The sequence below is a fragment of the Kocuria sp. ICS0012 genome (assembly GCF_001665945.1).
Classification (GTDB): Bacteria; Actinomycetota; Actinomycetes; order Actinomycetales; family Micrococcaceae; genus Kocuria; species Kocuria marina.
This window is the reverse complement of sequence record NZ_LZMM01000027.1, coordinates 1-22,379: the sequence shown is the minus strand read 5'-3', so window position 1 is coordinate 22,379 and position 22,379 is coordinate 1. Positions and strand designations below refer to the sequence as shown.

The 22,379-nt window shown below is 70.2% G+C and carries 20 protein-coding genes; all 20 read left to right on the top strand.

The features are described from left to right. Positions 1-22: 22 nt before the first annotated feature. Complete coding sequence (gene dinB, locus A5728_RS03595; RefSeq protein WP_064845745.1) at positions 23-1,261, top strand: DNA polymerase IV; 1,239 nt, start codon at positions 23-25, stop codon at positions 1,259-1,261. A gap of 53 nt (positions 1,262-1,314) precedes the next feature. Further along, positions 1,315-1,731, top strand: a complete 417-nt coding sequence (locus tag A5728_RS03590; RefSeq protein WP_064845744.1) for a DUF3040 domain-containing protein — start codon at positions 1,315-1,317, stop codon at positions 1,729-1,731. Positions 1,732-1,996: 265 nt separating this feature from the next. Beyond that, entirely contained in the window at positions 1,997-2,428 is a 432-nt protein-coding gene (gene mraZ, locus A5728_RS03585) for a division/cell wall cluster transcriptional repressor MraZ (RefSeq protein ID WP_064845777.1), read from the top strand. Between the two features lie 244 nt (positions 2,429-2,672). Next, positions 2,673-3,656: a 16S rRNA (cytosine(1402)-N(4))-methyltransferase RsmH gene (gene rsmH / locus A5728_RS03580; RefSeq protein WP_064845743.1), complete on the top strand. Its 984-nt coding sequence runs from the start codon at positions 2,673-2,675 to the stop codon at positions 3,654-3,656. After that, positions 3,653-4,273, top strand: a complete 621-nt coding sequence (locus A5728_RS03575; protein ID WP_064845742.1) for a hypothetical protein — start codon at positions 3,653-3,655, stop codon at positions 4,271-4,273. The genes rsmH and A5728_RS03575 overlap by 4 nt, the downstream gene beginning before the upstream one ends. A gap of 84 nt (positions 4,274-4,357) precedes the next feature. Then, on the top strand, positions 4,358-6,211 hold the full coding sequence (locus tag A5728_RS03570) for a penicillin-binding protein 2 (protein ID WP_082943209.1): 1,854 nt from the start codon (positions 4,358-4,360) through the stop codon (positions 6,209-6,211). Positions 6,212-6,308: 97 nt separating this feature from the next. Then, positions 6,309-7,997: a UDP-N-acetylmuramoyl-L-alanyl-D-glutamate--2,6-diaminopimelate ligase gene (locus A5728_RS03565; RefSeq protein WP_064845741.1), complete on the top strand. Its 1,689-nt coding sequence runs from the start codon at positions 6,309-6,311 to the stop codon at positions 7,995-7,997. Continuing rightward, a complete protein-coding gene (murF, locus tag A5728_RS03560) occupies positions 7,994-9,472 on the top strand; it encodes a UDP-N-acetylmuramoyl-tripeptide--D-alanyl-D-alanine ligase (RefSeq protein WP_064845740.1) in 1,479 nt (492 codons plus the stop codon). The genes A5728_RS03565 and murF overlap by 4 nt, the downstream gene beginning before the upstream one ends. Before the next feature lie 4 nt (positions 9,473-9,476). Next, positions 9,477-10,610: a phospho-N-acetylmuramoyl-pentapeptide-transferase gene (mraY, locus tag A5728_RS03555; RefSeq protein WP_064845739.1), complete on the top strand. Its 1,134-nt coding sequence runs from the start codon at positions 9,477-9,479 to the stop codon at positions 10,608-10,610. A gap of 94 nt (positions 10,611-10,704) precedes the next feature. Next, entirely contained in the window at positions 10,705-12,036 is a 1,332-nt protein-coding gene (gene murD / locus A5728_RS03550; RefSeq protein ID WP_197493076.1) for a UDP-N-acetylmuramoyl-L-alanine--D-glutamate ligase, read from the top strand. Further along, a complete protein-coding gene (gene ftsW / locus A5728_RS03545) occupies positions 12,036-13,394 on the top strand; it encodes a putative lipid II flippase FtsW (RefSeq protein ID WP_064845738.1) in 1,359 nt (452 codons plus the stop codon). Before murD ends, ftsW begins: the two co-directional genes overlap by 1 nt. Further along, positions 13,391-14,524 carry an undecaprenyldiphospho-muramoylpentapeptide beta-N-acetylglucosaminyltransferase gene (gene murG, locus A5728_RS03540; RefSeq protein ID WP_064845737.1) on the top strand — a complete coding sequence of 378 codons (1,134 nt, stop codon included), beginning with the start codon at positions 13,391-13,393 and terminating at the stop codon, positions 14,522-14,524. The genes ftsW and murG overlap by 4 nt, the downstream gene beginning before the upstream one ends. Positions 14,525-14,556: 32 nt before the next feature. Then, on the top strand, positions 14,557-15,963 hold the full coding sequence (gene murC / locus A5728_RS03535) for a UDP-N-acetylmuramate--L-alanine ligase (protein ID WP_231885494.1): 1,407 nt from the start codon (positions 14,557-14,559) through the stop codon (positions 15,961-15,963). Beyond that, on the top strand, positions 15,963-17,213 hold the full coding sequence (locus A5728_RS03530) for a cell division protein FtsQ/DivIB (protein ID WP_231885493.1): 1,251 nt from the start codon (positions 15,963-15,965) through the stop codon (positions 17,211-17,213). The genes murC and A5728_RS03530 overlap by 1 nt, the downstream gene beginning before the upstream one ends. A gap of 244 nt (positions 17,214-17,457) precedes the next feature. Next, on the top strand, positions 17,458-18,702 hold the full coding sequence (gene ftsZ / locus A5728_RS03525) for a cell division protein FtsZ (protein WP_064845735.1): 1,245 nt from the start codon (positions 17,458-17,460) through the stop codon (positions 18,700-18,702). Between the two features lie 200 nt (positions 18,703-18,902). After that, the gene (locus A5728_RS03520; protein ID WP_064845734.1) at positions 18,903-19,637 is read left to right on the top strand and encodes a polyphenol oxidase family protein; all 735 of its coding nucleotides are present in this window, start codon (positions 18,903-18,905) and stop codon (positions 19,635-19,637) included. Continuing rightward, positions 19,637-20,449, top strand: coding sequence for a YggS family pyridoxal phosphate-dependent enzyme (locus A5728_RS03515; RefSeq protein ID WP_064845733.1), 813 nt, complete (start codon positions 19,637-19,639; stop codon positions 20,447-20,449). The genes A5728_RS03520 and A5728_RS03515 overlap by 1 nt, the downstream gene beginning before the upstream one ends. A 62-nt stretch (positions 20,450-20,511) precedes the next feature. Further along, positions 20,512-21,036 (top strand): cell division protein SepF, encoded by a 525-nt coding sequence (locus tag A5728_RS03510; protein WP_064845732.1) that lies wholly within the window; start codon positions 20,512-20,514, stop codon positions 21,034-21,036. A 2-nt stretch (positions 21,037-21,038) separates the two neighbouring features. Further along, positions 21,039-21,335: a YggT family protein gene (locus tag A5728_RS03505; protein WP_064845731.1), complete on the top strand. Its 297-nt coding sequence runs from the start codon at positions 21,039-21,041 to the stop codon at positions 21,333-21,335. Between the two features lie 131 nt (positions 21,336-21,466). Further along, positions 21,467-22,216 carry a DivIVA domain-containing protein gene (locus tag A5728_RS03500; RefSeq protein ID WP_064845730.1) on the top strand — a complete coding sequence of 250 codons (750 nt, stop codon included), beginning with the start codon at positions 21,467-21,469 and terminating at the stop codon, positions 22,214-22,216. Positions 22,217-22,379 lie beyond the last annotated feature (163 nt).

Here is a 22,379-nt window from a genome sequence, read left to right as displayed (position 1 = left end):
GAGGGTCGTGGAAGGAGGCGCCATGGGCGGGCCGAGTCCGCAGCAACTGGCCGAGTACCGGCGCTGCGCCATCCTGCACGTGGACATGGACATGTTCTACGTGGGCGTGGAACTGCTCAACGCCCCCCAGTACCGCGGCCGCCCCGTGATCGTGGCCGGTTCCGGTCCGCGCTCGGTGGTGCTCTCCGCGTCCTACGAGGCCCGCCGGTACGGCGTGAACTCCGCGATGCCCGTGTCCCAGGCCCGCGCTCGCTGCCCCTCCGCGGTGGTGCTCGAACCGCATCGCGAGGCGTACACCCATTACTCACGGGTCGTGATGGACATCTTCCGCTCGGTCACGGACCGCGTGGAGCAGCTGAGCGTGGACGAGGCGTTCGTGGACGTGTCCGGGGCGATCCGGCGCAGCGGGCCGCCCGTCGAGATCGCCCGGACCCTGCGGCGCGTGATCCACGAACGCACGGGACTCACCGCCTCCGTGGGGGTCGCGGAGAACAAGACGGTCGCCAAGATCGCCTCCGCGTACTGCAAGCCGGACGGGCTGCTCGTGGTGACGCCCGAGCACACCCTCGCGTTCCTGGCACAGCTGCCGGTGGGCAAGTTGTGGGGGGTGGGCAAGCGCACCTCCGAGATCCTGCAGTCCGCCGGGCTGTCCACGGTCGGGGACATCGCCACCACGCCGTTGCCCCGGTTGCACGCGCTCGTGGGCACCGCTTCCGGGACACATTTGAAACAATTGGCCACCGGCCACGACCCCCGTCCCGTGACGCCCGCGCGCGAGGAGAAGAGCATCGGGGCCGAACGGACGTTCCAGCGCGACGTCGCCGACAGTGCGGCTCTGAAACGTGTGCTGCTGGGCCTGGCCCACGACACCGCGGTCCGGTTGCGCAGGCACGGACTGCGCGCCGGGCGCGTGGGACTCAAGCTGCGCTACGCCGATTTTTCGACCATCACCCGCTCCAGGACGCTGAGTCACCCCGTCACCGCGGCCCACGATCTCTACACCGAAGCGTGCGCGCTACTGGACGGTCTGGGCCCGCGAGCGCAGGCCGTGCGGCTCGTGGGCATCAGGGCGGAGAAGCTCACCGGGGCCGATCACGCGTTCCAGTTGAGCCTGGATGGACGGGAGGAGGAATGGGGTGCCGCGGAGGAAGCCATGGACCGCGTGCACCACCGATTCGGCCCCGGAATTGTGCGCCCAGCCAAACTCATGGAAACGACGATGCCAATCCGTCCCGCACGGGATATTCTGGACGGTAAGTGAGGAAGGCAGCCGTACCGCCCCCGCCTCGCTCCCTCAACACCACAGGAGGAATCGTGCCTCTCTCCGAGCACGAACAACAGCTTCTCGCCCAGCTCGAGAAGCAGTTGCACGACGACGACCCCCGCTTCGCGTCGACCATGCACACCGAAGCGGTTCGGGGGCGCGGGTCCATGCGCAACGTCGTGCTGGGGGTCGTGATCGCAGTGGTTGGACTGGGCGTCCTGCTCGCCGGGGTCGCCATGCACCTGATCATTGTGGGCGTGTTGGGCTTCATCGTGATGGCCGCCGGCGCGTACGTGGCCACCGTGCGGGGCCGGGCCACCCCGGACAAGGGCGCGGCCAATCCCGGAGGCCCCGGGAACGGGCCGTCCAATGGCGGGCCGTTCGGCCGCGGTCCCTCCGGTCCACGCAAGTCCTCCACTTTCCTCCAGAACCTCGAGGAGAAGTGGGACAAACGCAATCAGGGTTAGCGCTGAGCCTTCCCGCAGGCTGTCCAGCCCGTAGAACTTCCGAGAACTCCCCGGCACCGCGCCGGGGAGTTCTTTCATGTCCGGACCCATCGTCTCCGGCGTGCCCGCAGACCACGCCGGGAAAGGGGTGTCGACGACGCCCCGGGGCAGCGCCGTCGTGGCGTGCCGTGGAGGGGATGCGCGTTGACGGGGGAGGGCAGTGGAGTAAAGTGGAGGGTGGTAGAGAAGCGAGGGTTGGGCTGACCCTGATTCGAAGGCGGTGGCTGTGTTTCTCGGAACATACGAACCGCGTTTGGACGACAAGGCCAGGCTGATTCTCCCGGCCAAGTTCCGGGCCGAACTGGCGGACGGACTCGTGCTGACCCGAGGGCAGGAACGCTGCCTGTACGTGTTCAGCGCGCAGGAGTTCGCCAGGGTCCATGAACAGATGCGGGCGGCCCCGTTGTCGTCCAAGCAGGCCAGGGATTACATCCGCGTTTTTCTCTCCGGGGCATCGGACGAGGTCCCGGACAAGCAAGGTCGCATCACCATTCCGGCGTCCCTGCGCTCATACGCGGGCCTGGACCGGGAACTGGCGGTGATCGGGGCGGGCAGCCGCGCCGAGATCTGGGATGCGGCCTCGTGGCAGCAGTACCTGACGGAGAAGGAAGCGGCTTTCTCCGCCACGGAGGACGAGGTCATACCCGGGCTGTTCTGATCACCCGAGGACCACCGCGCGGGACCCCCGCCGGTGCCGTCCCCGGACGTGAGATCTCCAGCCGCCCACGTCACCGTCCTGACTCGACTTCCCCCGAGTCAGGCCGGATTCGAGGGGCGAGCGGCGGATGGGGATCTGGTGTCCGGGCGCACCGTAGGATGCCCCCGGAGGACATCGGTGCCGTGCGCACCGAGACCTGCGACCCGTAGTACCCGCACGATCCGCGACAGACCAGGAGCCCGGCATGGACCACGCCCCCGCCGAGCAACGACACATCCCCGTGATGCTGGAGCGCTGTCTGGACCTGCTCGCGCCGGCGTTGGACACCGAACACCCCGTGGTCGTGGACGCGACCCTGGGCATGGGCGGGCACACCCACGCCATGCTCGAACGCTTCCCGGGGTTGCGCGTGGTCGGGATCGACCGGGACCCCCAGGCCCTCGAACTCGCCGGGGAACGCCTTGCGCACTTCGGGGAGCGGTTCACGGGCATCCACACCACGTACGACCACATCGATCAGGCCGCCGCAGCCGCCGGCGTGGACCGGGTGGACGGCATCCTGTTCGACCTCGGGGTGTCCTCACTGCAGCTGGACGAACGCGAGCGCGGCTTCGCGTACTCGTTCGACGCCCCCCTGGACATGCGCATGAACTCCCGGGCGGAACTGTCCGCGTACACCGTGGTCAACGAGTACTCGGAGGCCCAGCTCAAGGACATCATCTACCGCTGGGGCGAAGACCGCTTCGCGCCGCGGATCGCGCGCGCCATCGTCGCCGCCCGTACCGAGGCCCCGCTGCGCACGACCGCCCAGCTCGTGGACGTGGTCCGCTCCGCGGTTCCCGCCGCGGCCCAGCACAAGAAGGGCCACCCGGCCAAACAGACCTTCCAGGCGTTGCGGATCGAGGTCAACGAGGAACTCGACGTCCTGGAGCGTGCCGTGCCCGCCGCCGTGGAAACTGTCAGGGTGGGAGGGCGTGTCCTCGCCATGAGTTACCACTCCCTGGAGGACAGAATTGTCAAGCAGGAGTTCACTCGCGGTGCACGTTCCACGGCCCCCAGAGGTTTTCCCGTGGAACTGCCGGAACACCAGCCCACGCTGAAGGTTCTCACCCGCGGGGCGGAACGCGCCGGCGAGCAGGAGGTCCGGGACAACCCCCGGGCCGCCTCGGCCAGGTTGCGTGCCGTCGAGCGGCTCCGGGAGACCACAAGACCAGGGAGTGAGCGATGAGCAGTGCGACGTCGGCCTCGCATCCATCGTCGGGTGACCCCTCGGGCCGGGGGGCGGACGGGCGTAGGCCGCTCTCCGTGGTGCCGCGCCGCGCGGCCCGCCGCAGCCGGGTCTCCACCGTGGTCATGTGCACCCTCGCCCTGGCCGCAGCTCTCGTGGGCATCCTGTTGCTCAACATCCAGATCACCCAGGGGCAGTACCAGTTGACCGAGCTCACGGGTCAGCAGCGCGCCCTCTCCCAGGAGAACGAGGCGCTCACGCAGGATATCGAGGCCAATTCCGCGCCGCAGAACTTGGCCGCCCGCGCCAACGACCTGGGCATGGTCCCGGCCAAGGATGTGGGGAGCATCCAGCTCGGCACGGGTGCCGTCACGGCCCCGAGCGCCCCCGCGGAGAAGACGGACGCGCAGAACATCCTCGTGCCGCCCGCGCAGATGAAGGGTTCCGACGCCGCGGAGGCGAACCGGATCGCCGCCGAGGAACGCGCGGAGAAGCGCGCCAAGGAAGAAGCGGACAAGAAGACCGCCCAGCGTAAAGCGGCCCAGAAGGCCGACGAGTCCCGGGATCTCAACGGGGGCTCCATCCCCGCGCCGTCGCAGCGCGCGCCTGGCCAGTGAACGCGCCGGTCCGCGCCGCGGACCGGGAGTAGAACCCGTCGGAGGTGGCCCCACCACGCTGAAGTCCAGAAATCGAGGAAGACCGTGTCAGCATCGTCAGCGCGCAAGAACCGACTGTTCCGGCCCTATTCGCGCATGCACGTGGGCATCGCCTTCCTGCTGGTCCTGTTGCTTCTCGTGGTGGGCCGCCTGTTCTGGGTCCAGGGGCTGGACCCCGGGGGTCGGGCCGAGGCCGCGGCCGCCCAGCGCACGCTCGTGGAGTCCATCCCCGCGGTGCGCGGGGAGATCACCGACAGCCGTGGCACGGTGCTGGCCCGCACACTGCAGCGCTACGACATCACCGTGGACCAGAGCGCCGTCGCCGCCGTGACCGTGCCCCACAAGGACGGTTCCACCGAGACCATGACCCCCACGCAGGCCGTGTACAAGATCGCGGACGCCCTGGGCATGAAGGACACGGACGTGAAGGCCGCGCTGGACGGGGACAAGAGCTTCAACTACGTAGCGCGGGGCGTAACCCCCGAGCAGTACAACGCCCTGCGGGAGTTGAACCTGCCGTACATCTACGGCCAGCCCACGTTCCAGCGCAGCTATCCGGACGGTTCCCTGGGCGGTTCCGTGGTCGGGTTCCTGGGCGGGGACAACCAGGCCCTCGGCGGGATCGAACAGACCCAGGACTCCCTGTTACGCGGCACCGACGGCGAGCGCCGCTTCGAGATCTCCGGCGACGGCGTGCGCATCCCCGTGGCCCCGCAGGAACAGAAGGCCGCCGAGAACGGCTCGAACGTCAAGCTCTCGCTCGACAGCGACGTCCAGTTCTTCGCGGAGCAGGCCGTGCGCGAACGGGCCAAGCAGCTCAAGGCCGAATGGGGCACGGCCGTGGTCATGGACGTCAAGACCGGCAAGGTCCTGGCGCTCGCGGACACCTCCTCGGTGGACCCCAACGTCCCGGGCAAGGCCGACGCCGCCGACCTCGGTTCGCGCGCCGTGTCCCAGGCCGTGGAGCCCGGTTCCACGGAGAAGATCGCCACGGTGGCCGGCGCCCTGGACCGGGGGATCGTGTCCCCCACCACGGAGATCACGGTCCCGCCGTACCTGCAGATTGGTTCCGAGAAGATCACCGACGCGTTCGACCATGGCACCCAGAACCGCACGGTCGCGGGGATCATCGCGGACTCCATGAACACGGGCACCGTGATCATGGGTTCCAAGATGGACAAGCAGGCCCGCCACGACAACCTCGCGAACTTCGGGGTGGGTTCCGCCACGGGCATCGAACTGCCGGGGGAGTCCACGGGCATCCTGGCGCCCGCGGATCAGTGGGACCCGCGTCAGGAGTACACGGTGTTGTTCGGTCAGGGCGTGTCCCAGACCCCGTTGCGCACGGCGTCGATCTTCCAGGCGGTCGCGAACAAGGGCCGTCAGATCGAACCGCGTCTCGTGGACTCCGTGACCGCGCCGGACGGGACGGTCACGCACCCCGAACGTCCTGAACCCAAACAGGTGCTCTCCGAGTCCGCCGCGCAGCAGACGCTGGACATCATGGAGAACGTGGTCACGCAGGGCGGCGCCAAGGAAGCGGCCGTGCCGGGATACCGCGTGGGTGGTAAGACGGGTACGGCCGAGGCGCCGAGCGAGGGCGGCGGGTACGAGGGCTACACCACGTCCTTCGTGGGTGTGGCCCCCATGGAGGACCCTCAGTACCTCGTGGCGGTCACCATGCAGCGCCCCCAGGGGGACGTGCGCACCCTGGGCGTGACGAGCACGTTCTCCACGATCATGTCCCAGGTGCTGCACCACTTCAACGTGGCGCCCTCCACCACCACGGGGCCCACGTTCGACATGCAGGTGCCGCAGAACGTGGACCGGGACGTGACACCCACGAACGCGCTCGAGCAAACGTGGCCGCAGCCGGGGAGGGACGAGTCCCAGGACTAAACTTCCCACACAGAAGCACATGGCGGCAGCAACGACCGGTGAGACACCGGCCCGGGTGGACGGGGTGCGTCCACAGACAGGTTCGAAGAGGATTTCTATGGTGGCATCTGCCCAAGAAGGGACCGACGCGCAGAGTCTGCGTCCGTCTCGGCCCGTGGCCCACTCGCTCGAGGAGCTCGCGCGGCTCACGGGCGCGCGGGTGGTCCCCGCCCCCACGGGGACCACCGCTCCCGTCACGGGAGTGGTCCTGAACTCGCGGGAGGTGCAGCCGGGTGATCTCTGCGCCGCGCTGCCCGGCGCCAAGGTCCACGGGGCGCGATTCGCCGCCGACGCCGCCGCGTCCGGTGCCGTGGCGATCCTCACCGATCCGGACGGCGCGCGGTCCGTGGCCGAGTCGGGCGTGGGCCTGCCGGTGCTCGTGAGCCCCGAACCCCGTTCATGGGTGGGTCCGGTGGCCCGCGCGGTCTACGATTCCCAACCTGCGGACGGCACCGGCCAGGAGCTCTTCGCGGTGACCGGCACCAACGGCAAGACCACCACGACCTACTTCATCACCTCGATCCTGCGCGCCCTGGGTCACATGACCGGGTTGATCGGCACCATCGAGATCCTCGCGGGGGACACGCCGATCCCGTCACGCATGACCACGCCAGAGGCTCCGCACGTGCATTCCCTGCTGGCCCTGACCCGTGAACGCGGGATCACCGCCACCGCCATGGAGGTCTCGTCCCACGCCCTCGAGTTCCACCGGGTGGACGGGGTGCACTACGACGTCGCTGGGTTCACCAATCTCACCCAGGACCACCTGGACCTGCACGGGTCCATGGCCGAGTATTTCGAGGCCAAGGCGCAGTTGTTCACGCGCGAGCGCACGAGCCGCGGCGTCGTCGTGCTGGGGGACGGGGACCCGTGGAGCGCCGCGATGGCGCAGCGGGCCCGCAAGAACCTGGGTGCGGAGAACGTCACGACCGTTGCCCTGCGCGGCCCGGAAGGAACGCGTCAGGACGCGAGCGATGCGGAAGGCACCGCCCCCGTCGGGACCGGCGGGGCGGACGCCGCGGACTGGACCCTGCGCTCGCTGACCCGCCGGGGCATCGGTCACGCGTTCACGCTGCGGCACACGGACGGGCGCGCGCTGGACATGCACACGGGACTGCCCGGTGAGTTCAACGTGGCCAACGCGGCGCTGGCCGTGCTCATGGTCCTGGACTCCGGCGTGGCACTGGACACCCTGCAACGCGTCCTGGACGAGCACGACCCCCTGAGCGCGGGCGTGCCGGGACGCATGGAACTTGTGGGCACGCGGCCCACCTCCCTCGTGGACTTCGCGCACAACCCGGACGCGCTTGCGCGCTCGCTGCGCGCCGTGACCCCCGAGGACGGGCGCGGTCGCGTGATCGTGGTCTTCGGCGCCACCGGCGAGCGCGACACCACCAAGCGCCCCATCATGGGCCGGGTCGCGGCGGAGGAGGCGGACGTCGTGATCATCACGGACGACGATCCCCACGCCGAGGAACCCGCGCCCATCCGGGAGCAGGTAGCGCAGGGCGCTCGTGAGGCCGTCGCGAACCATGCTCGCGCCACGGACGTGCTGGTCATCGAACCGCGCGCGACCGCGATCCGCACCGCAGTGCGCATGGCCCACCCGGACGACGCCATCATCGTGGCGGGCCGCGGTCACGAGACCGCCATGGATTTCAACGGCGTCGTCGTGCACCTGGACGACCGCGAAGAGCTGCGGGACGCCCTGGCGGCGTTGCACGCGGACACGAAGGAGCAGCAATGATTGCCATTTCCGCCGCGCAGCTCGCGCGGGCCGTGAACGGTGAGCTCGCGGGAGTCCCGGACCCCGAGTCCGTGACCGTCACCTCCGTCACGACCGATTCCCGGGAAGTCACGGACGGCGCGTTGTTCGTCGCCAAGCCGGGCGAGACCACGGACGGGCACCGCTTCGTGCCGGCCGCCGCGGACTCCGGCGCGGTGCTGCACCTGACCGAACGCGTGGTGACCGACGACGCGGGGGCTCCGTACCCGTGCGTCGTCGTGGCGGACGTGGTGCTCGCGATGGGCGCGCTCGCGAGCCACGTGCTCGAGCAGTTGCGTGCCGCGCACCCGGTCACCGTGGTGGCCGTGACGGGTTCGGTGGGCAAGACGACCACCAAGGACCTGCTGCACGGGATCTTCGCCGCGCAGGGCCCCACGGTCGCGCCGCGCAACTCGTACAACGGCGAGGTGGGTGTCCCGCTCACGGTGTTCACGGCCACCGAGGACACCGAGTACTTCGTGATCGAGATGGGCGCCACGCACATCGGCAACATCCGCTACCTGTGCGACACCGTCCGCCCGGACGTGGGCGCCGTACTGTGCGTGGGTTCGGCCCACGCGGGCGAGTTCGGTGGCGTGGAGAACATCGCGCGCGCCAAGGGCGAGATGGTCAAGGGCCTCTCCGCGCACGGCACCGCGGTGCTCAACGACGACGACGCCCGCGTGCGTGCCATGCGCGAGCGCACCGACGCGCGCATCATCTCCTTCGGGCAGGGGCCCGACGCCCACGACCCGGCCCACGAGGACCCGCGCGTGTGGGCCGAGGACGTGACCGTCGGTACCGACGGGTGCCCCGCCTTCACGCTGCACTTCCCGGACGGCTCCGCCCACCCGGTGCACTCGCAGCTGATCGGTGCGCACCATGTGACCAACCTGCTGGCCGCGGCCGCCGTGGCCTTCGGCGCCGGGGTCCCCGCGGCCGAGATCGCAGCGGGTCTGACGGGCCGCGGCCCCCGCTCGCGGTGGCGGATGGAACGCACGGAGCGACCGGACGGCGTGACCGTGATCAACGACGCCTACAACGCTAACCCGCAGTCCATGCGGGCCGCCCTGCAGACCCTCGCCCAATTGGGCCGCGGGGACGAGGAGCACCCCGCGCGGCGCACGATCGCCGTGCTGGGTGGCATGTTCGAACTCGGTGACGAGTCCATCACCGCCCACGCGGACCTCGGGCAGTTGCTCGTGCGGTTGAACGTCTCGCATGTCGTGGCCGTGGGGGAGGTCGCCCGGCCGGTCTACACCGCTGCGACCCTGGAGGGCTCGTGGGGTGAGGAAGCGGCCTGGGTCCCGGACACCGAGCACGCCGAGCAGTACCTGAGTGACACGCTGCGTCCGGGGGACATCGTGTTGTTCAAGGCGTCCAACGCCGCGGGGTTGCAGCACCTGGGGGACCGGGTGGCCCAGGCCACCACCGACACGAACCACCAGGAGGGTTGAGCCCGTGATCCAATTGCTCGTGGCAGCGGGGCTCGGCCTCGTGTTCTCGATCTTCGGTACGCCCGCCCTGATCCGGGTGCTCGCCCGGCGCGGGTACGGTCAGTACATCCGGGACGACGGACCCACGTCTCACCAGACCAAGCGCGGCACCCCCACCATGGGTGGCGTGGCCATCCTGCTCTCGGTCGTGGCCGCCTATCTGGTGACCCACCTGATCAGCGTGATCGCGTGGCCTGAGAACGGTGGGATCACCCTCTCGGGCGTCCTGGCGCTCGGCCTGATGCTCGGCATGGGGCTGGTGGGGTTCCTGGACGACTTCAAGAAGATCTCCAAGAAACAGAACCTCGGGTTGACCGCTGCCGGGAAGATGGCCCTGCAGGGGGCCATCGGGATCGCGTTCGCGCTGCTCGTGCTGTTCTTCCCGGACGAGGCCGGTCACACCCCGGCCTCCACGGCGATCTCCTGGACCCGGGACACCGGCGTGGACCTCGCATTCGCCGGGCCGATCGTGGGGGCCATCCTGTTCGTGATCTGGGTGAATCTGATTGCCACCGGAACCACCAACGCCGTGAACCTCACGGACGGTCTGGACGGGCTCGCCACGGGCGCGTCCATCCTGGTGTTCAGCGGGTACATGCTCATCACACTGTGGCAGGCCGGGCACCTGTGCGAGAACGTGGCACAGGCGGCGTGCTACGAGGTTCGGGATCCCATGGACCTCTCGATCGTGGCCGCGGCCCTGGTGGGTGCGCTCATTGGGTTCCTGTGGTGGAACACGTCCCCGGCGAAGATCTTCATGGGGGACACGGGCTCGCTCGGCCTGGGCGGCGCGCTCGCGGCGTTCGCGGTGCTCTCCCGCACCGAACTGCTGCTGATCCTGATCGCCGGCCTGTTCGTGATCATCACCCTGTCCGTGATCCTGCAGGTGGGCTACTTCAAGCTCTCCCACGGCAAACGCATCTTCAAGATGGCCCCGTTGCAACACCACTTCGAGCTCAAGGGCTGGCAGGAGGTCACGATCGTGGTCCGATTCTGGATCATCGCCGGTCTGTTCGTGGCCGCCGCGCTCGGTGTGTTCTACGGTGACTGGTTGCTGCACAACGGCGGCGCGTTCCCCGGCGCGGAAGCGCTGCACTGACCGCGCGGCGCGCACCCCGCTCTCGGGCGGCGGAGCGCGCCGGTCACCCGCGAGACCACCCACGACCGACACGAGGATGAGGCACAGACCAGACATGATGCACGCGAGCAACGACAACCCCGTCCTGGACAACCCCCGCCTCGCGGAGCTGACCAGCTGGGACGCGCCCTGGTCCGGTCTGCGCGCCGTGGTCGCCGGGATCGGGGTCTCGGGTTTCGCCGCGGCGCGCGAGGAGGGCATCCAGATCTGGGGTGACGTGGAACTCGCGTGGCGCGTGAACCGCCGCGCAGGGCGCAAGACCCCCGAATGGGTGTGCATCACGGGCACGAACGGCAAGACGACGACCGTGGGCATGACCGCCTCCATCCTGCAGGCCGCCGGGCTCAAGGCCGTGGCCGTGGGCAACGTGGGCACGCCCATCCTGGACGCACTGCGCGATCCTGTGGAGTACGACGTCCTGGCTGTGGAATTGTCCAGCTTCCAACTGCACTGGACGCACTCCGTCTCGCCCCTGGCCTCCGTGGTGCTCAACGTGGCCCAGGACCACGTGGACTGGCACGGCAATTTCGAGAACTACCGCGCGGACAAGTCCCGTGTGTACGAGAACACGCGGGTCGCGTGCGTGTACAACGCCGAACAGGACGGCGCGGAGGAACTCGTGGAGGAAGCGGACGTGCTCGAGGGCTGCCGCGCGGTGGGCTTCACCACGCAGACCCCGGGGCTGTCCATGGTGGGCGTGGTGGACGACCTGCTCGTCGACCGAGCGTTCGTCGCAGAGCGCATCACGACCGCCGCCGAGATCGGATCGATCGAGGACACCGGCTCCATCCCCACGCGCCACATCGTGGCCAACGCGCTCGCCGCCGCGGCGCTCGCGCGCGCGGCCGGGGTGAGCCCCGAGGCCGTGCGGGACGGACTGCGCGCCCACCGCCCCGGTGAACACAGGATCCAGCTCGTGGCCGAATCGGACGGGGTGCGCTGGATCAACGACTCCAAGGCCACCAACCCACACGCCGCGCAGGCGTCCCTGTCCGCGTTCGACTCCGTGGTCTGGATCGCCGGCGGGCTCTCCAAGGGCGTCACGTACGACACCCTCGTGGAGCGCAACGCAGGCCGGCTGCGCGCGGTCGTCGTGATCGGCACGGACGACGCCGCCCTGCTGGACGCGCTCTCCCGCCTGGCCCCGGACGTGCCCGTCCTCGCGGCGACCCCGGGCCAGGGCGGCACCGCACCGGACGACTCCGGCATCGACCCGACGGACGGGCACGCCGTGATGCGCCGGGCCGTGCGGTTGGCCCGTGAACACGCCGAGCCCAAGGACACCGTGCTGATGGCACCGGCGGCCGCGTCCATGGACCAGTTCGCCGACTACGCGGACCGCGGCAACGCGTTCATGCACGTCGTGCACGAAGAATTGGGGTTCTGATGGCCACCCGCACCCCCGAACGCCCCCGGGCAGCCGAGCCCGCGGAGCCGGGCACCCGATCGACCGCCCTGAGCACCAGGATGCGCGGCTGGTGGCACCAGCTCACCGACGGCCCGCTCTTCCACTCCTACTACGCCCTGGCCGGGTGCGTGGTGTTGCTCACCGGCATCGGCGTGATGATGGTGCTCTCCGCGTCCGCGGTGGAATCGATCTCCGACAGTCGCTCGGCGTACGCCCTGTTCGCGCGCCAGGCGCTGTTCGGGGTCGTGGGGTTGATCGCGATGTTCGCGCTGTCGATGGTGCCACCCCACTTCTACACGCGGATCGCGTGGGTGCTGTGGGGTCTCAGCGTGCTCGTGTCCCTGCTCGTGTTCACACCCCTGGGGCGGGAGGTCAACGGCAACCGCAACTGGCTCGTGCTGGGCGGTCAGTCGTTCCAGCCCTCGGAGTTCGCCAAGCTCGCGCTGTGCATCTGGCTCGCGGCGATGTTCGCGCGCCAGGGAGATGCGGTCGCGCAGCACTGGAAGCCGGCCCTGTGGCCCTCCGTCGTGGGATTCCTGGTCCCCACCCTCCTCACGCTGGCCGGCGGGGACGCCGGTACGGCCATCGTGTTCTGCCTCATCTACGCCGCGGCACTGTGGTTCGCGCGCGCACCCCTGAAGATCTTCCTCGTGGGCGCGGCCGGCCTCGTCCTGGGCGGGTTGTTCCTCGTGATCACTGCGCCGCACCGTCTGGACCGGATCACCGGGTGGCTGTTCGGGGAGTGCGGCGCCACGGACGCGTGCTGGCAGGCACAGCAAGGGCTCAACGCCCTGGCCACTGGCGGCTGGTGGGGCGTGGGGCTCGGCCAGTCCCGGCTCAAATACAACTACGTGCCCGAGGCCCACAACGACTACATCTTCTCGATCATCGGCGAGGAACTCGGCCTCGTGGGCACCGTGATCATCCTGGCGCTGTTCATCGTGATGGTCGTGGCCATGGCCCGGATCCTGTTGCGCACCCGCAGCACGTTCGTGCGGATCACCACCGCGTGCGTGGCCACGTGGCTCGTGGGCCAGGCCTTCGTGAACCTGGGCATGGTCACTGGCCTGCTCCCGGTGATCGGTATCCCGCTGCCCTTCATCAGCTACGGTGGATCCGCGCTGCTGATGACCATGGCGGCCGTGGGCGTGGTCATGTCCTTCGCCCGGGTCCCGCGCTCGGTGCGTGTGGGTCCCGGACGGTCCGGGGCGGCATCGGGCACCCAGATCCTGGACGACCAGGAGGCCTACGAGCGCGGGCTGGCCACGCAACCGGAACGCCCCCGGACGTCGTGGGCGCAGCGCGTGACCCAGCGGTTCGGAAAGGGACGAGAATGACAACCACGCACGACATCGACCACCAGCAAAAGCGGGCCGGATCCGCCCGCGTGGTGCTCGCCGGTGGCGGCACCGCGGGGCACATCAGCCCCCTGCTGGCCATCGCCGACGCCGTGCAGCAGTTGCGCGCGGACGCCACGGTGTGCGCCGTGGGCACTGCCTCCGGCATGGAGACGCGGCTCGTCCCGCAGACCGGTGTACCCCTCGAACTGATCGACCGCGTGCCCCTGCCCCGCAAGCCGTCACTGGACCTCGCGCGCCTGCCGCGTCGGCTGTCCGCCGCGGTGCGCCAGGCCGGCCGGATCTTGGACGCGCAACAGGCCACGGTGGTCGTGGGCGTGGGCGGGTACGTGTGCACGCCCGTGTACCTCGCGGCCGCGAGACGTCGGATCCCCGTGGTGATCCACGAGGCCAACGCCAAGCCCGGGATGGCGAACCGGGTGGGCGCCCGGTTCGCGTCCGTCGTGGCGACCGCCTTCCCGGACACCCCGCTGCGTGGTGCGCGCACCGTGGGCATGCCCATGCGGCGTGAGATCGCCACGCTGGACCGGACCGCGGAACGCGCGCAGGCCCGCGCGGCGCTTGGGCTGGACCCGGACCTGCCCACCGTGGTGGTCACGGGTGGTTCCTCCGGTGCCCAGTCCCTGAACCGGACCGTGGCCGCGATTGCGGGGGAGGTCGCGCGGCACGGGTACCAGCTGCTGCACGTGACGGGGCGCGCCAAGGAAGTGCGCACCCCGGACGGCGAGCTGCTGCGCGCGCCGAACTACGTCCAGACCGAGTACGTGGACGGGATGGAGAAGGTCTACGCGGCCGCGGACCTGCTCGTGGCCCGCGCAGGTGCGGCCACGGTGTGCGAGGTCGCCGCCGTGGGTCTGCCCGCCGTTTTCGTGCCCCTGCCCATCGGTAACGGTGAGCAGGCACTCAATGCCCGCTCCATCGTAGCCGCGGGTGGTGCCGAGATCGTGCGGGACGCCGAGTTCACCGCCGCGTTCTACCGCGAGACCGTGGTCCCCCTCGTGACCGATGCCCAGCGCCTCGGCCGCATGGCCCACGCCTCCGCCGGCCACGGTGTCCGCGACGCCGCGCAGGTGATGGCCCGGCTCACCCTCAACCACGCCCGCCGCTGAAAACCTTCCCCCCCATGTCCCCAGGAGAACCAGTGAACACCCAGCAACCCCTCGATCCCCACGGCCTGGGCCGCGTGCACTTCATCGGCATGGGCGGGGCGGGCATGTCCGCGGTCGCGCGGTTGCTGCTCGCGCGCGGTGTGGCGGTGAGCGGTTCGGACGCGAAGGACTCGGCCGGGTTGCGGCAGCTCGAGGCGCTGGGAGCCACGGTGTTCGTGGGGCAGTCCGCGGCCAACGTGGCCGACGCCGCCACGGTGGTCGTCTCCACGGCAATTAAGGAGACGAACCTGGAACTGGCCGCCGCACGTGCCGCGGGTGCGCGGATCCTGCACCGCTCGCAGGCACTCGCTGCGGCGATGCACGGCAGGAACGTGATCGCGGTCGCGGGGACGCACGGGAAGACGACCACGAGTTCGATGGCCGCCGTGGCCCTGCAGGCGGCCGGCATGGACCCGTCCTGGGCCGTGGGCGCCCACGTCCCGGATCTCGGCGCCAATGCGGGCTTCGGTTCCGGCGACTGGTTCGTGGCTGAGGCCGACGAGTCGGACGGCTCCTTCCTGACCTACCACCCGCGGATCGCAATCATCACCAACGTGGAACCGGACCACCTGGACCACTACGGCAGCGCCCAGGCGTTCTACGCCGCCTTCGACGAGTTCTGCGATACGATCCGCCCCAGCGGAACCCTCGTGGCGTGCGCGGACGATCCGGGCTCGGAGCAACTCGCGCGGCGTCGTCGGGACCGCGGGGAGGCCGCGCTCACGTACGGGCAGAACCCGGCCGCGGACGTCGTCGTCTCGGACGCCACGCCGCACGGCACGGGCTCGTCCTGCACGCTCACGTTCGACCGCGACGGCGCCCGGCGCACCGTGGCGCTCACGCTCGCCGTTCCCGGAGCGCACAACGTGGCCGACGCCGCGGCGGCGTTCACCGCGGGCCTCGCCGCGGGCGCGGACCCGGACCTGCTCGCCGAGGGCCTGGGCTCGTTCCACGGTTCGTCACGGCGCTTCGACCCCAAGGGCGAGGACGGCGGGGTGCGGGTCTTCGACGACTACGCTCACCACCCCACGGAGGTCGCCGCCGCGCTCACGGCCGCGCGCGACGTCGCCCAGGGTCACCGCGTGCTCGCCGTGTTCCAACCCCACCTGTACTCGCGCACCCGGGAGTTCGCGGAGGCGTTCTGCCGCGCCCTCGAGATCGCGGACCTCGCGTGCGTCACGGACGTCTTCGGCGCGCGCGAGGAACCCCAGCCGGGGATCACCGGCGCCGCGATCACCGGACACGCCTCCGACGACCGGGTGGTCTCCACCCCGAGCGCCGAGGAGGCGATCGAGACCGTGGTGGCCCGCGCGCGTCCCGGGGACGTGATCATGACGATCGGCGCCGGTGACGTGACCGCTCTCGGGCCGCGGATCCTCTCCGCGTTGGCGCAGCGCTGATGGCACGCTCCGTCCCTCCGCACCAGCCCCGTGTGGGCGGCGCTCCATTCGACGCGGACGACGCCGCCGCGCGCGACACCGTCGATCCGTCCGGTGCCGAGCCTGACACCGGGACCGCCGACCCGTCCGGAACCACCGACACGTCCGGCATCTCTGACATCTCCGGGACCGGGACGGACGCCTCGACCCCGTGGGACGCGGACCTCCCGTTCCCGACGTCGAGTCCCACCGGAATGGGGTCGTCGGTCGTGGGTCGGGGATCGCGGGGACGCACGCCCGGTGCGTCCTCGGGTGGGTCGAGGTCCGCGCGCGGCCGCGGCAGCGCGCCCGAGGACGCGATGGGCGTCGCCCCGGACGAACAGACCCCCGTCCGCGTGCACGGCGGTGCCAAGGTCACGCGTATGGCCACGGACGAACTCGAGGCCGTGCCGAGCGCCGGGGGACGGTTCTCCACGTGGCGGGCCCAGCGCCGGGCGGCGCGTGCCGCCGAGGACGCGCCCGAGGACACCGCCGCCGAGGCCGACGACGACTCCACGACCGTCGTGCCGTTCCCGCCGAGCCAGCACCGGCGCACCCGGCGCCGCCGTCTGCTCGCACTACTGCTGAGCCTCGTGGTGCTCGCGGCGCTGGCGCTCGTGGTCTTCTTCTCGCCGTTGTTCGCGACCCGCACGATCGACGTGCAGGGTGCGACCCTCACGGACCCCCGCACGGTGGAGCAGGCCCTGGCCGGGTACGAGGGAGTCCCCATGCCCCGGATCTCCAAGCAGGAGATCATGGACTCGGTCGGTGACGTCCCCCAGGTGAAGTCCGTGGACGTGGTGCTGCGGCCCCCGCACACCATCACGGTGCACCTGCACGAACGCGTGGGCGTGGCCGTGGTCGAGGACGGGTCCGACCTGGTGCTCGTGGACTCGGAGGGCAAGTCCCTCAGCACCGTGCCCCGTGCCCAGCGCCCTGACGTGCCCCTCGTGGCCGGTGGCCGGGGCGTGTTGAGCACCCAGAAGTTCACCGACATCTCCGAGGTCCTGGCCGCCCTGCCGGCGGACGTGCTGTCCCGTTTGGACGCGGCCGACGCCCCGTCCGGCTCGGCCGTGGAGCTCACTCTCAAGGACGGCAAGAAGGTCCTATGGGGGGATGCGGGGGAGAGCGAACTGAAGTCGCAGGTCGTGGCCGCCCTGGTGAACTCGGACGCCTCGAAGGACGCCTCGCTCATCGACGTCTCCGCACCGTTGCACCCCGTGGTCCGGTGAGAATCCAGCGCATTTTCTCAACCCATGCCTGAGACTTTAAAGTTGGGCGCGACCAGGGGATGTATGGCAAACTCCGGTAACACGTGGGAGCATGATACGGAGAACAGAGCGGGGTTGTTATCCTTACCCTGATCAGGATATTGCACCCGCGGGTGCCAATATCCCGGGAGTTTCACCTCAGGGTTGAAACTTTACCCCAACCGAACATCCCACGTTCCCGCAAGCCCACGCGAGTTAGGTGCATATGGACTCCTCAACCCCCCAGAACTACTTGGCCGTCATCAAAGTGGTCGGCATCGGCGGCGGCGGTGTCAACGCCGTCAACCGCATGATCGAAGAAGGTCTGCGTGGCGTCGAGTTCATTGCCATCAACACGGACGCCCAGGCACTGTTGATGTCGGACGCGGACGTCAAGCTGGACGTTGGCCGCGAACTGACCCGCGGTCTTGGCGCCGGCGCCAACCCGGACGTGGGACGCCAGGCCGCCGAGGACCACGAGGAGGAGATCCAGGAGGTCCTCAAGGGCGCGGACATGGTCTTCGTGACCGCCGGCGAGGGTGGCGGAACCGGTACCGGTGGCGCGCCCGTCGTGGCCCGCATCGCCCGCTCGCTCGGCGCGCTGACCATCGGTGTGGTCACCCGCCCATTCACCTTCGAGGGTCGGCGCCGGTCCAACCAGGCCGAGAACGGCATCGAGACCCTGCGGGACGAGGTGGACACGCTCATCGTGATCCCCAACGACCGCCTGCTGTCCATCTCGGACCGCAACGTGTCCATGCTGGACGCCTTCAAGTCCGCGGACCAGGTACTGCTGTCCGGTGTCTCCGGCATCACTGACCTGATCACCACCCCGGGCTTGATCAACCTGGACTTCGCGGACGTCAAGTCCGTGATGCAGGGTGCCGGTTCGGCGCTCATGGGCATCGGCTCCGCCCAGGGCGAGGACCGTGCCGTGAAGGCCGCGGAGCTCGCGATCGCGTCCCCGCTGCTCGAGGCCTCGATTGACGGTGCCCACGGTGTGCTGCTGTCCATCCAGGGTGGTTCAGACCTCGGTCTGTTCGAGATCAACGAGGCCGCGCGCCTCGTGCAGGAGGTCGCCCACCCGGAGGCCAACATCATCTTCGGTGCCGTGATCGACGACGCCCTGGGGGACCAGGCCCGCGTGACGGTCATCGCCGCCGGGTTCGACTCGGTCTCGCAGGAGACCAACGCCAACAACTCCTCGCCCGCGCAGCGCCAGGCGGAGAACACCCGCGCGGCCTTCGGCGGGGACGCGACCCGGCCCTCGGGTCTGGGTCGTTCCCCGCAGCGCGGCGGCTCGTCCTACGGCGCTCCCGCCGGGGGCTTCGGGTCCCGGCAGAACCAGGACGACGACATCCCCGACGACGCGGGCTTCGACGTCGACCTGCCCGCGGAGTCGGACGCGCCGTCGTCCTCGAACACCTCCGGGCGCAAGGACTCCCTGGATTTCCCGGACTTCCTGAAGTGAGTCCGGCGGTGCGCGTCGCGCGCACCGTTCCGGGGGACTGACACCGGGTCCGGTGGCCGCGGGCACGCGGTACCGAGGCGCCCGAGCACCCCACGGCACGAACGGCCCACGGATGCACGACGGGGTGGTCACCGCTGAGGTGACCACCCCGCCGACGTTCCCGCGCCCATCGCGAGGCGCGGCACTGGAAGGAGAGCGGCATGTGGTTCCGCAGCGAGCACCACGGTGTGGGGATCGCGTTCACGGATGCGACCGAGGGCAACCTGGCCACGCACACTGGCGACGATCCCGCGGTGGTGCGGCAGCGGCGTCGTACGGTGGAGCGCGAGCTGGGCACCGGGGCGCGCGGCGTGCGGTTCGTACACCAGGTGCACGGCACCACCGTGCACGACGCCACGGGCACCGACGCCCCCGAACAGGCCCCCGAGGCGGACGCGGCCGTGAGCACGGACGGCACGCCCCTGGGGATCCTCACGGCGGACTGCCTTCCCGTGGTCTTCGTGGGCCGCACGGACGACGACGCCGCGGCGCCGGTCCTCGCGGTGGCCCACGCGGGCCGCAAGGGTCTGCTGGACGGGGTCCTGCAGCACACCGTCGGCGCGCTCGAGGACCGCGGTGCCACCGGGATCACCGCGTGGATCGGCCCCGCGGTGTGCGGGGACTGCTACGAGGTACCCGCGGAGATGGCCGAGGCGGCCGAGGCCGCGCTGCCCGGAATCGCGACCACCACGGCGTGGGGCACCCCCGGCCTGGACCTGCCGAGTGCCGCGGACGCGCTGCTGCGTGAGCGGGGCGTGAGCGTCGCGACCGCAGGCACGGATCGCAAGGCCTGGTGCACGCTCGAGCACCGCGCGCTGTACTCGTACCGCCGGGACACCACACCGCAACGACTGGCCGGGCTCGTGTGGGCCCGCAACGGGAGGGGCACCGCATAATGGACACCACTGATCCGCAGGACGCGGGTCGCACCGCGGAACTCGCGCAGCGGTTGTCCGCGGTGCGCCAACGGATCCTGCGCGCGGCCGAGGACCGCGCGCCCGAGCGCGCCCGCGGGGGCGAGCTGCCTTCGCTCGTGGTCGTGACCAAGTTCTTCCCCGCCCAGGACGTCCTGCGCCTGCGGGAACTGGGCGTGCGTGCGGTGGGGGAGAACAAGGACCAGGAGGCCGGGCCCAAGGCCGCGGAGGTCGCTGAGACCCTCGCCCGACAGGAGCCTCCCGTGAGCCCTCCCGCGTGGCACTTCGTGGGGCAGTTGCAGTCCAACAAGGCCAAGCACGTGGTCAAGTACGCGTCCTGGGTGCATTCCGTGGACCGACCTTCGCTCGTCACCGCGCTCGGCAAGGCGGTGCGTTCGCACCGCGACGCGGCCCTCGCGGGGGACGCGCGGCCCGCCCCGTGCGACGACGCCGATCTGCCGTGTCTCGTGCAGGTCAACCTGGACCCGGTTGCCGAGCCGGACGGTCACCGCGGGGGAGCGCACCCGGACACCGTCCTGGAGCTCGCGCGGACGCTCGAGGGGACCGAGGGGTTGCGCGTGGGCGGTGTGATGGCGGTGGCCCCGTTGGGCGCCGAACCCCGTGAGGCCTTCGAGACATTGTGGAAGCTCTCCCAGGATGTGCAGCGGGAATTCCCGGACGCGCGGGCGATCTCCGCAGGCATGAGCGCAGACCTCGAAGCAGCCGTGGCCGCGGGGGCCACGCACGTGCGGATCGGTTCGGATGTTCTCGGGCCGCGGCCCGCCGTGCGGTAGCGTAAGGACGGACGACATGCGGGCCGACCTGAGTCGGTCCGTTCTGTGATTGAGGAGAGAATATGGCCGGAGCGCTGCGTCGCACCATGGTCTATCTCGGGCTGGCCGAGAGCGACGACGAGTACCACTCCGAAGAAACCCCCCGCCCTCGGGAGACCCCCCAGCACGCCTCGAGCGGTTCCACGACTGCGGTGAGCGAGACTGGCAGCACCTCCATGGCCCGCCGGTCCCCCGAGTACCGAGCCCCCGTGACCCCCATCAAGCGGGCTCCCAGTTCCCGAGAGGACGACAACGAATTGCGCACCATCACCACTGTGCACCCCCGGTCGTACAACGACGCCAAATCCATCGGTGAGGCGTTCCGGAACGGCACACCGGTGATCATGAACGTCTCCGACATGGGTGAGGCCGAGGCCAAGCGTCTCGTGGACTTCGCCGCGGGGCTGGTCTTCGCCCTGCACGGGTCCATCGAACGGGTCACCGCCAAGGTGTTCCTGCTGACCCCGTCCTTCGTGGAGGTCCTCGACCAGGGCCACTCGGACGAGATCGACGAGGATACCGGTTCGGTCCAGCGGGTCGAGGGCTGAGCATGGGCCTGGTGCTGTCGATCGTCTACCTCGTGGTCCACGTGCTCTACATCGCCCTGCTGGGCCGCCTCGTGCTGGACTGGGTACAGATGTTCGCGCGCGGCTGGCGTCCCAAGGGTATGGCGCTCGTGGCGGCGTCCACGATCTACTCGTTGACCGATCCCCCTATGAAGGCGCTGCGCCGGCTCGTGCCGCCGCTGCGCTTCGGCGGGGTAGCGCTGGACCTGGGGTTCCTGATCCTGGTCTTCGCCGTCAGCATCCTGCAGGCCGTCCTGGCCGGTTTCCTGCTGCGCGGCTGAGCGGTCCGTGCCCCGGGCGCGGCCACGCGGCTGTATCCTGGGCCAGAATTCACCGCGCAACGGCGGCAGTCACCACCGGGCACGGTCACCATCCGAGCGGTTCAATTCATCTAGAGGAGTGAGGACATCTCATGGCTTTGACACCCGAAGACGTCATCAACAAGCGCTTCCAACCCACCAAGTTCCGTGAGGGCTACGACCAGGACGAGGTGGACGACTTCCTCGACGAGATCGTCGTGGAGCTGCGTCGCCTCAACCAGGAGAACGACGCCCTGCGCAAGCAGGTCGAGACCCTGGGTGGGCGCCCCGAGGAGACCTCCGCGGTCTCGCAGTCCACCGAGGACGTCCAGGAGACCACGGCGACTCCGGCCGCCTCGGTGACCGAGACCTCCGAGACGACCACGGTGTCCGAGCCCGTGCGCGTGACGGACGAGCAGTCCTCGAGCACCGCCGCGACGGTCGCTCCGAGCGCGGGCACGACGTCGTCGACCGCCGCCCAGCCTGCTGCGACGCAGAACGTCCCGACCACCGAGTCCGCCGAGTCCGCGGCCGCGGTGCTCGCCATGGCGCAGAAGCTGCACGACGACTACGTCTCGCAGGGCCAGGCCGAGCGTGAGCGCCTGATCACCGAGGGCCGCACCCAAGCGGACCAGCTCGTGGCGGACGGCAAGCGCACCAAGGAGGAGACCCTGTCCTCGCTCGAGCGCGAGAAGGTGGACCTCGAGGCCTCCGTGGCGCAGCTGCGCAGCTTCGAGGAGGACTACCGCGGCAACCTCAAGAGCTTCCTCAACGCCCAGCTGAACGATCTCGCCAACACCGGATCGCTCGAGCCCGCTGACGCTCCCGTCTCCGCGACCACCAAGCGCACGGGCGCCAAGTAAGCGCCGGTGACGGAACATACCCCTGACGCGGCGGGGGGCCCCCCGGCCCCCCCCGGGGGGGGGCGCCGGGGGCGGCGGCCCGCCCCGGGGCGCCCCGGGGGGGGGGGGGGGCCCCCGAGGCCGGGGGGGGGGGGGGGCGCACCCGCGGGCCGCCGGGACCCCC

What these genes read in the sequence shown, in the direction of transcription:
- dinB (WP_064845745.1), top strand. Translation starts at nt 23, where the DNA reads ATGGGCGGGCCGAGTCCGCAGCAACTGGCCGAGTACCGGCGCTGCGCC.
- rsmH (WP_064845743.1), top strand. Translation starts at nt 2,673, where the DNA reads ATGGACCACGCCCCCGCCGAGCAACGACACATCCCCGTGATGCTGGAG.
- A5728_RS03575 (WP_064845742.1), top strand. Translation starts at nt 3,653, where the DNA reads ATGAGCAGTGCGACGTCGGCCTCGCATCCATCGTCGGGTGACCCCTCG.
- A5728_RS03565 (WP_064845741.1), top strand. Translation starts at nt 6,309, where the DNA reads ATGGTGGCATCTGCCCAAGAAGGGACCGACGCGCAGAGTCTGCGTCCG.
- murF (WP_064845740.1), top strand. Translation starts at nt 7,994, where the DNA reads ATGATTGCCATTTCCGCCGCGCAGCTCGCGCGGGCCGTGAACGGTGAG.
- murD (WP_197493076.1), top strand. Translation starts at nt 10,705, where the DNA reads ATGATGCACGCGAGCAACGACAACCCCGTCCTGGACAACCCCCGCCTC.
- ftsW (WP_064845738.1), top strand. Translation starts at nt 12,036, where the DNA reads ATGGCCACCCGCACCCCCGAACGCCCCCGGGCAGCCGAGCCCGCGGAG.
- murG (WP_064845737.1), top strand. Translation starts at nt 13,391, where the DNA reads ATGACAACCACGCACGACATCGACCACCAGCAAAAGCGGGCCGGATCC.
- A5728_RS03530 (WP_231885493.1), top strand. Translation starts at nt 15,963, where the DNA reads ATGGCACGCTCCGTCCCTCCGCACCAGCCCCGTGTGGGCGGCGCTCCA.
- ftsZ (WP_064845735.1), top strand. Translation starts at nt 17,458, where the DNA reads ATGGACTCCTCAACCCCCCAGAACTACTTGGCCGTCATCAAAGTGGTC.
- A5728_RS03520 (WP_064845734.1), top strand. Translation starts at nt 18,903, where the DNA reads ATGTGGTTCCGCAGCGAGCACCACGGTGTGGGGATCGCGTTCACGGAT.
- A5728_RS03515 (WP_064845733.1), top strand. Translation starts at nt 19,637, where the DNA reads ATGGACACCACTGATCCGCAGGACGCGGGTCGCACCGCGGAACTCGCG.
- A5728_RS03510 (WP_064845732.1), top strand. Translation starts at nt 20,512, where the DNA reads ATGGCCGGAGCGCTGCGTCGCACCATGGTCTATCTCGGGCTGGCCGAG.
- A5728_RS03505 (WP_064845731.1), top strand. Translation starts at nt 21,039, where the DNA reads ATGGGCCTGGTGCTGTCGATCGTCTACCTCGTGGTCCACGTGCTCTAC.
- A5728_RS03500 (WP_064845730.1), top strand. Translation starts at nt 21,467, where the DNA reads ATGGCTTTGACACCCGAAGACGTCATCAACAAGCGCTTCCAACCCACC.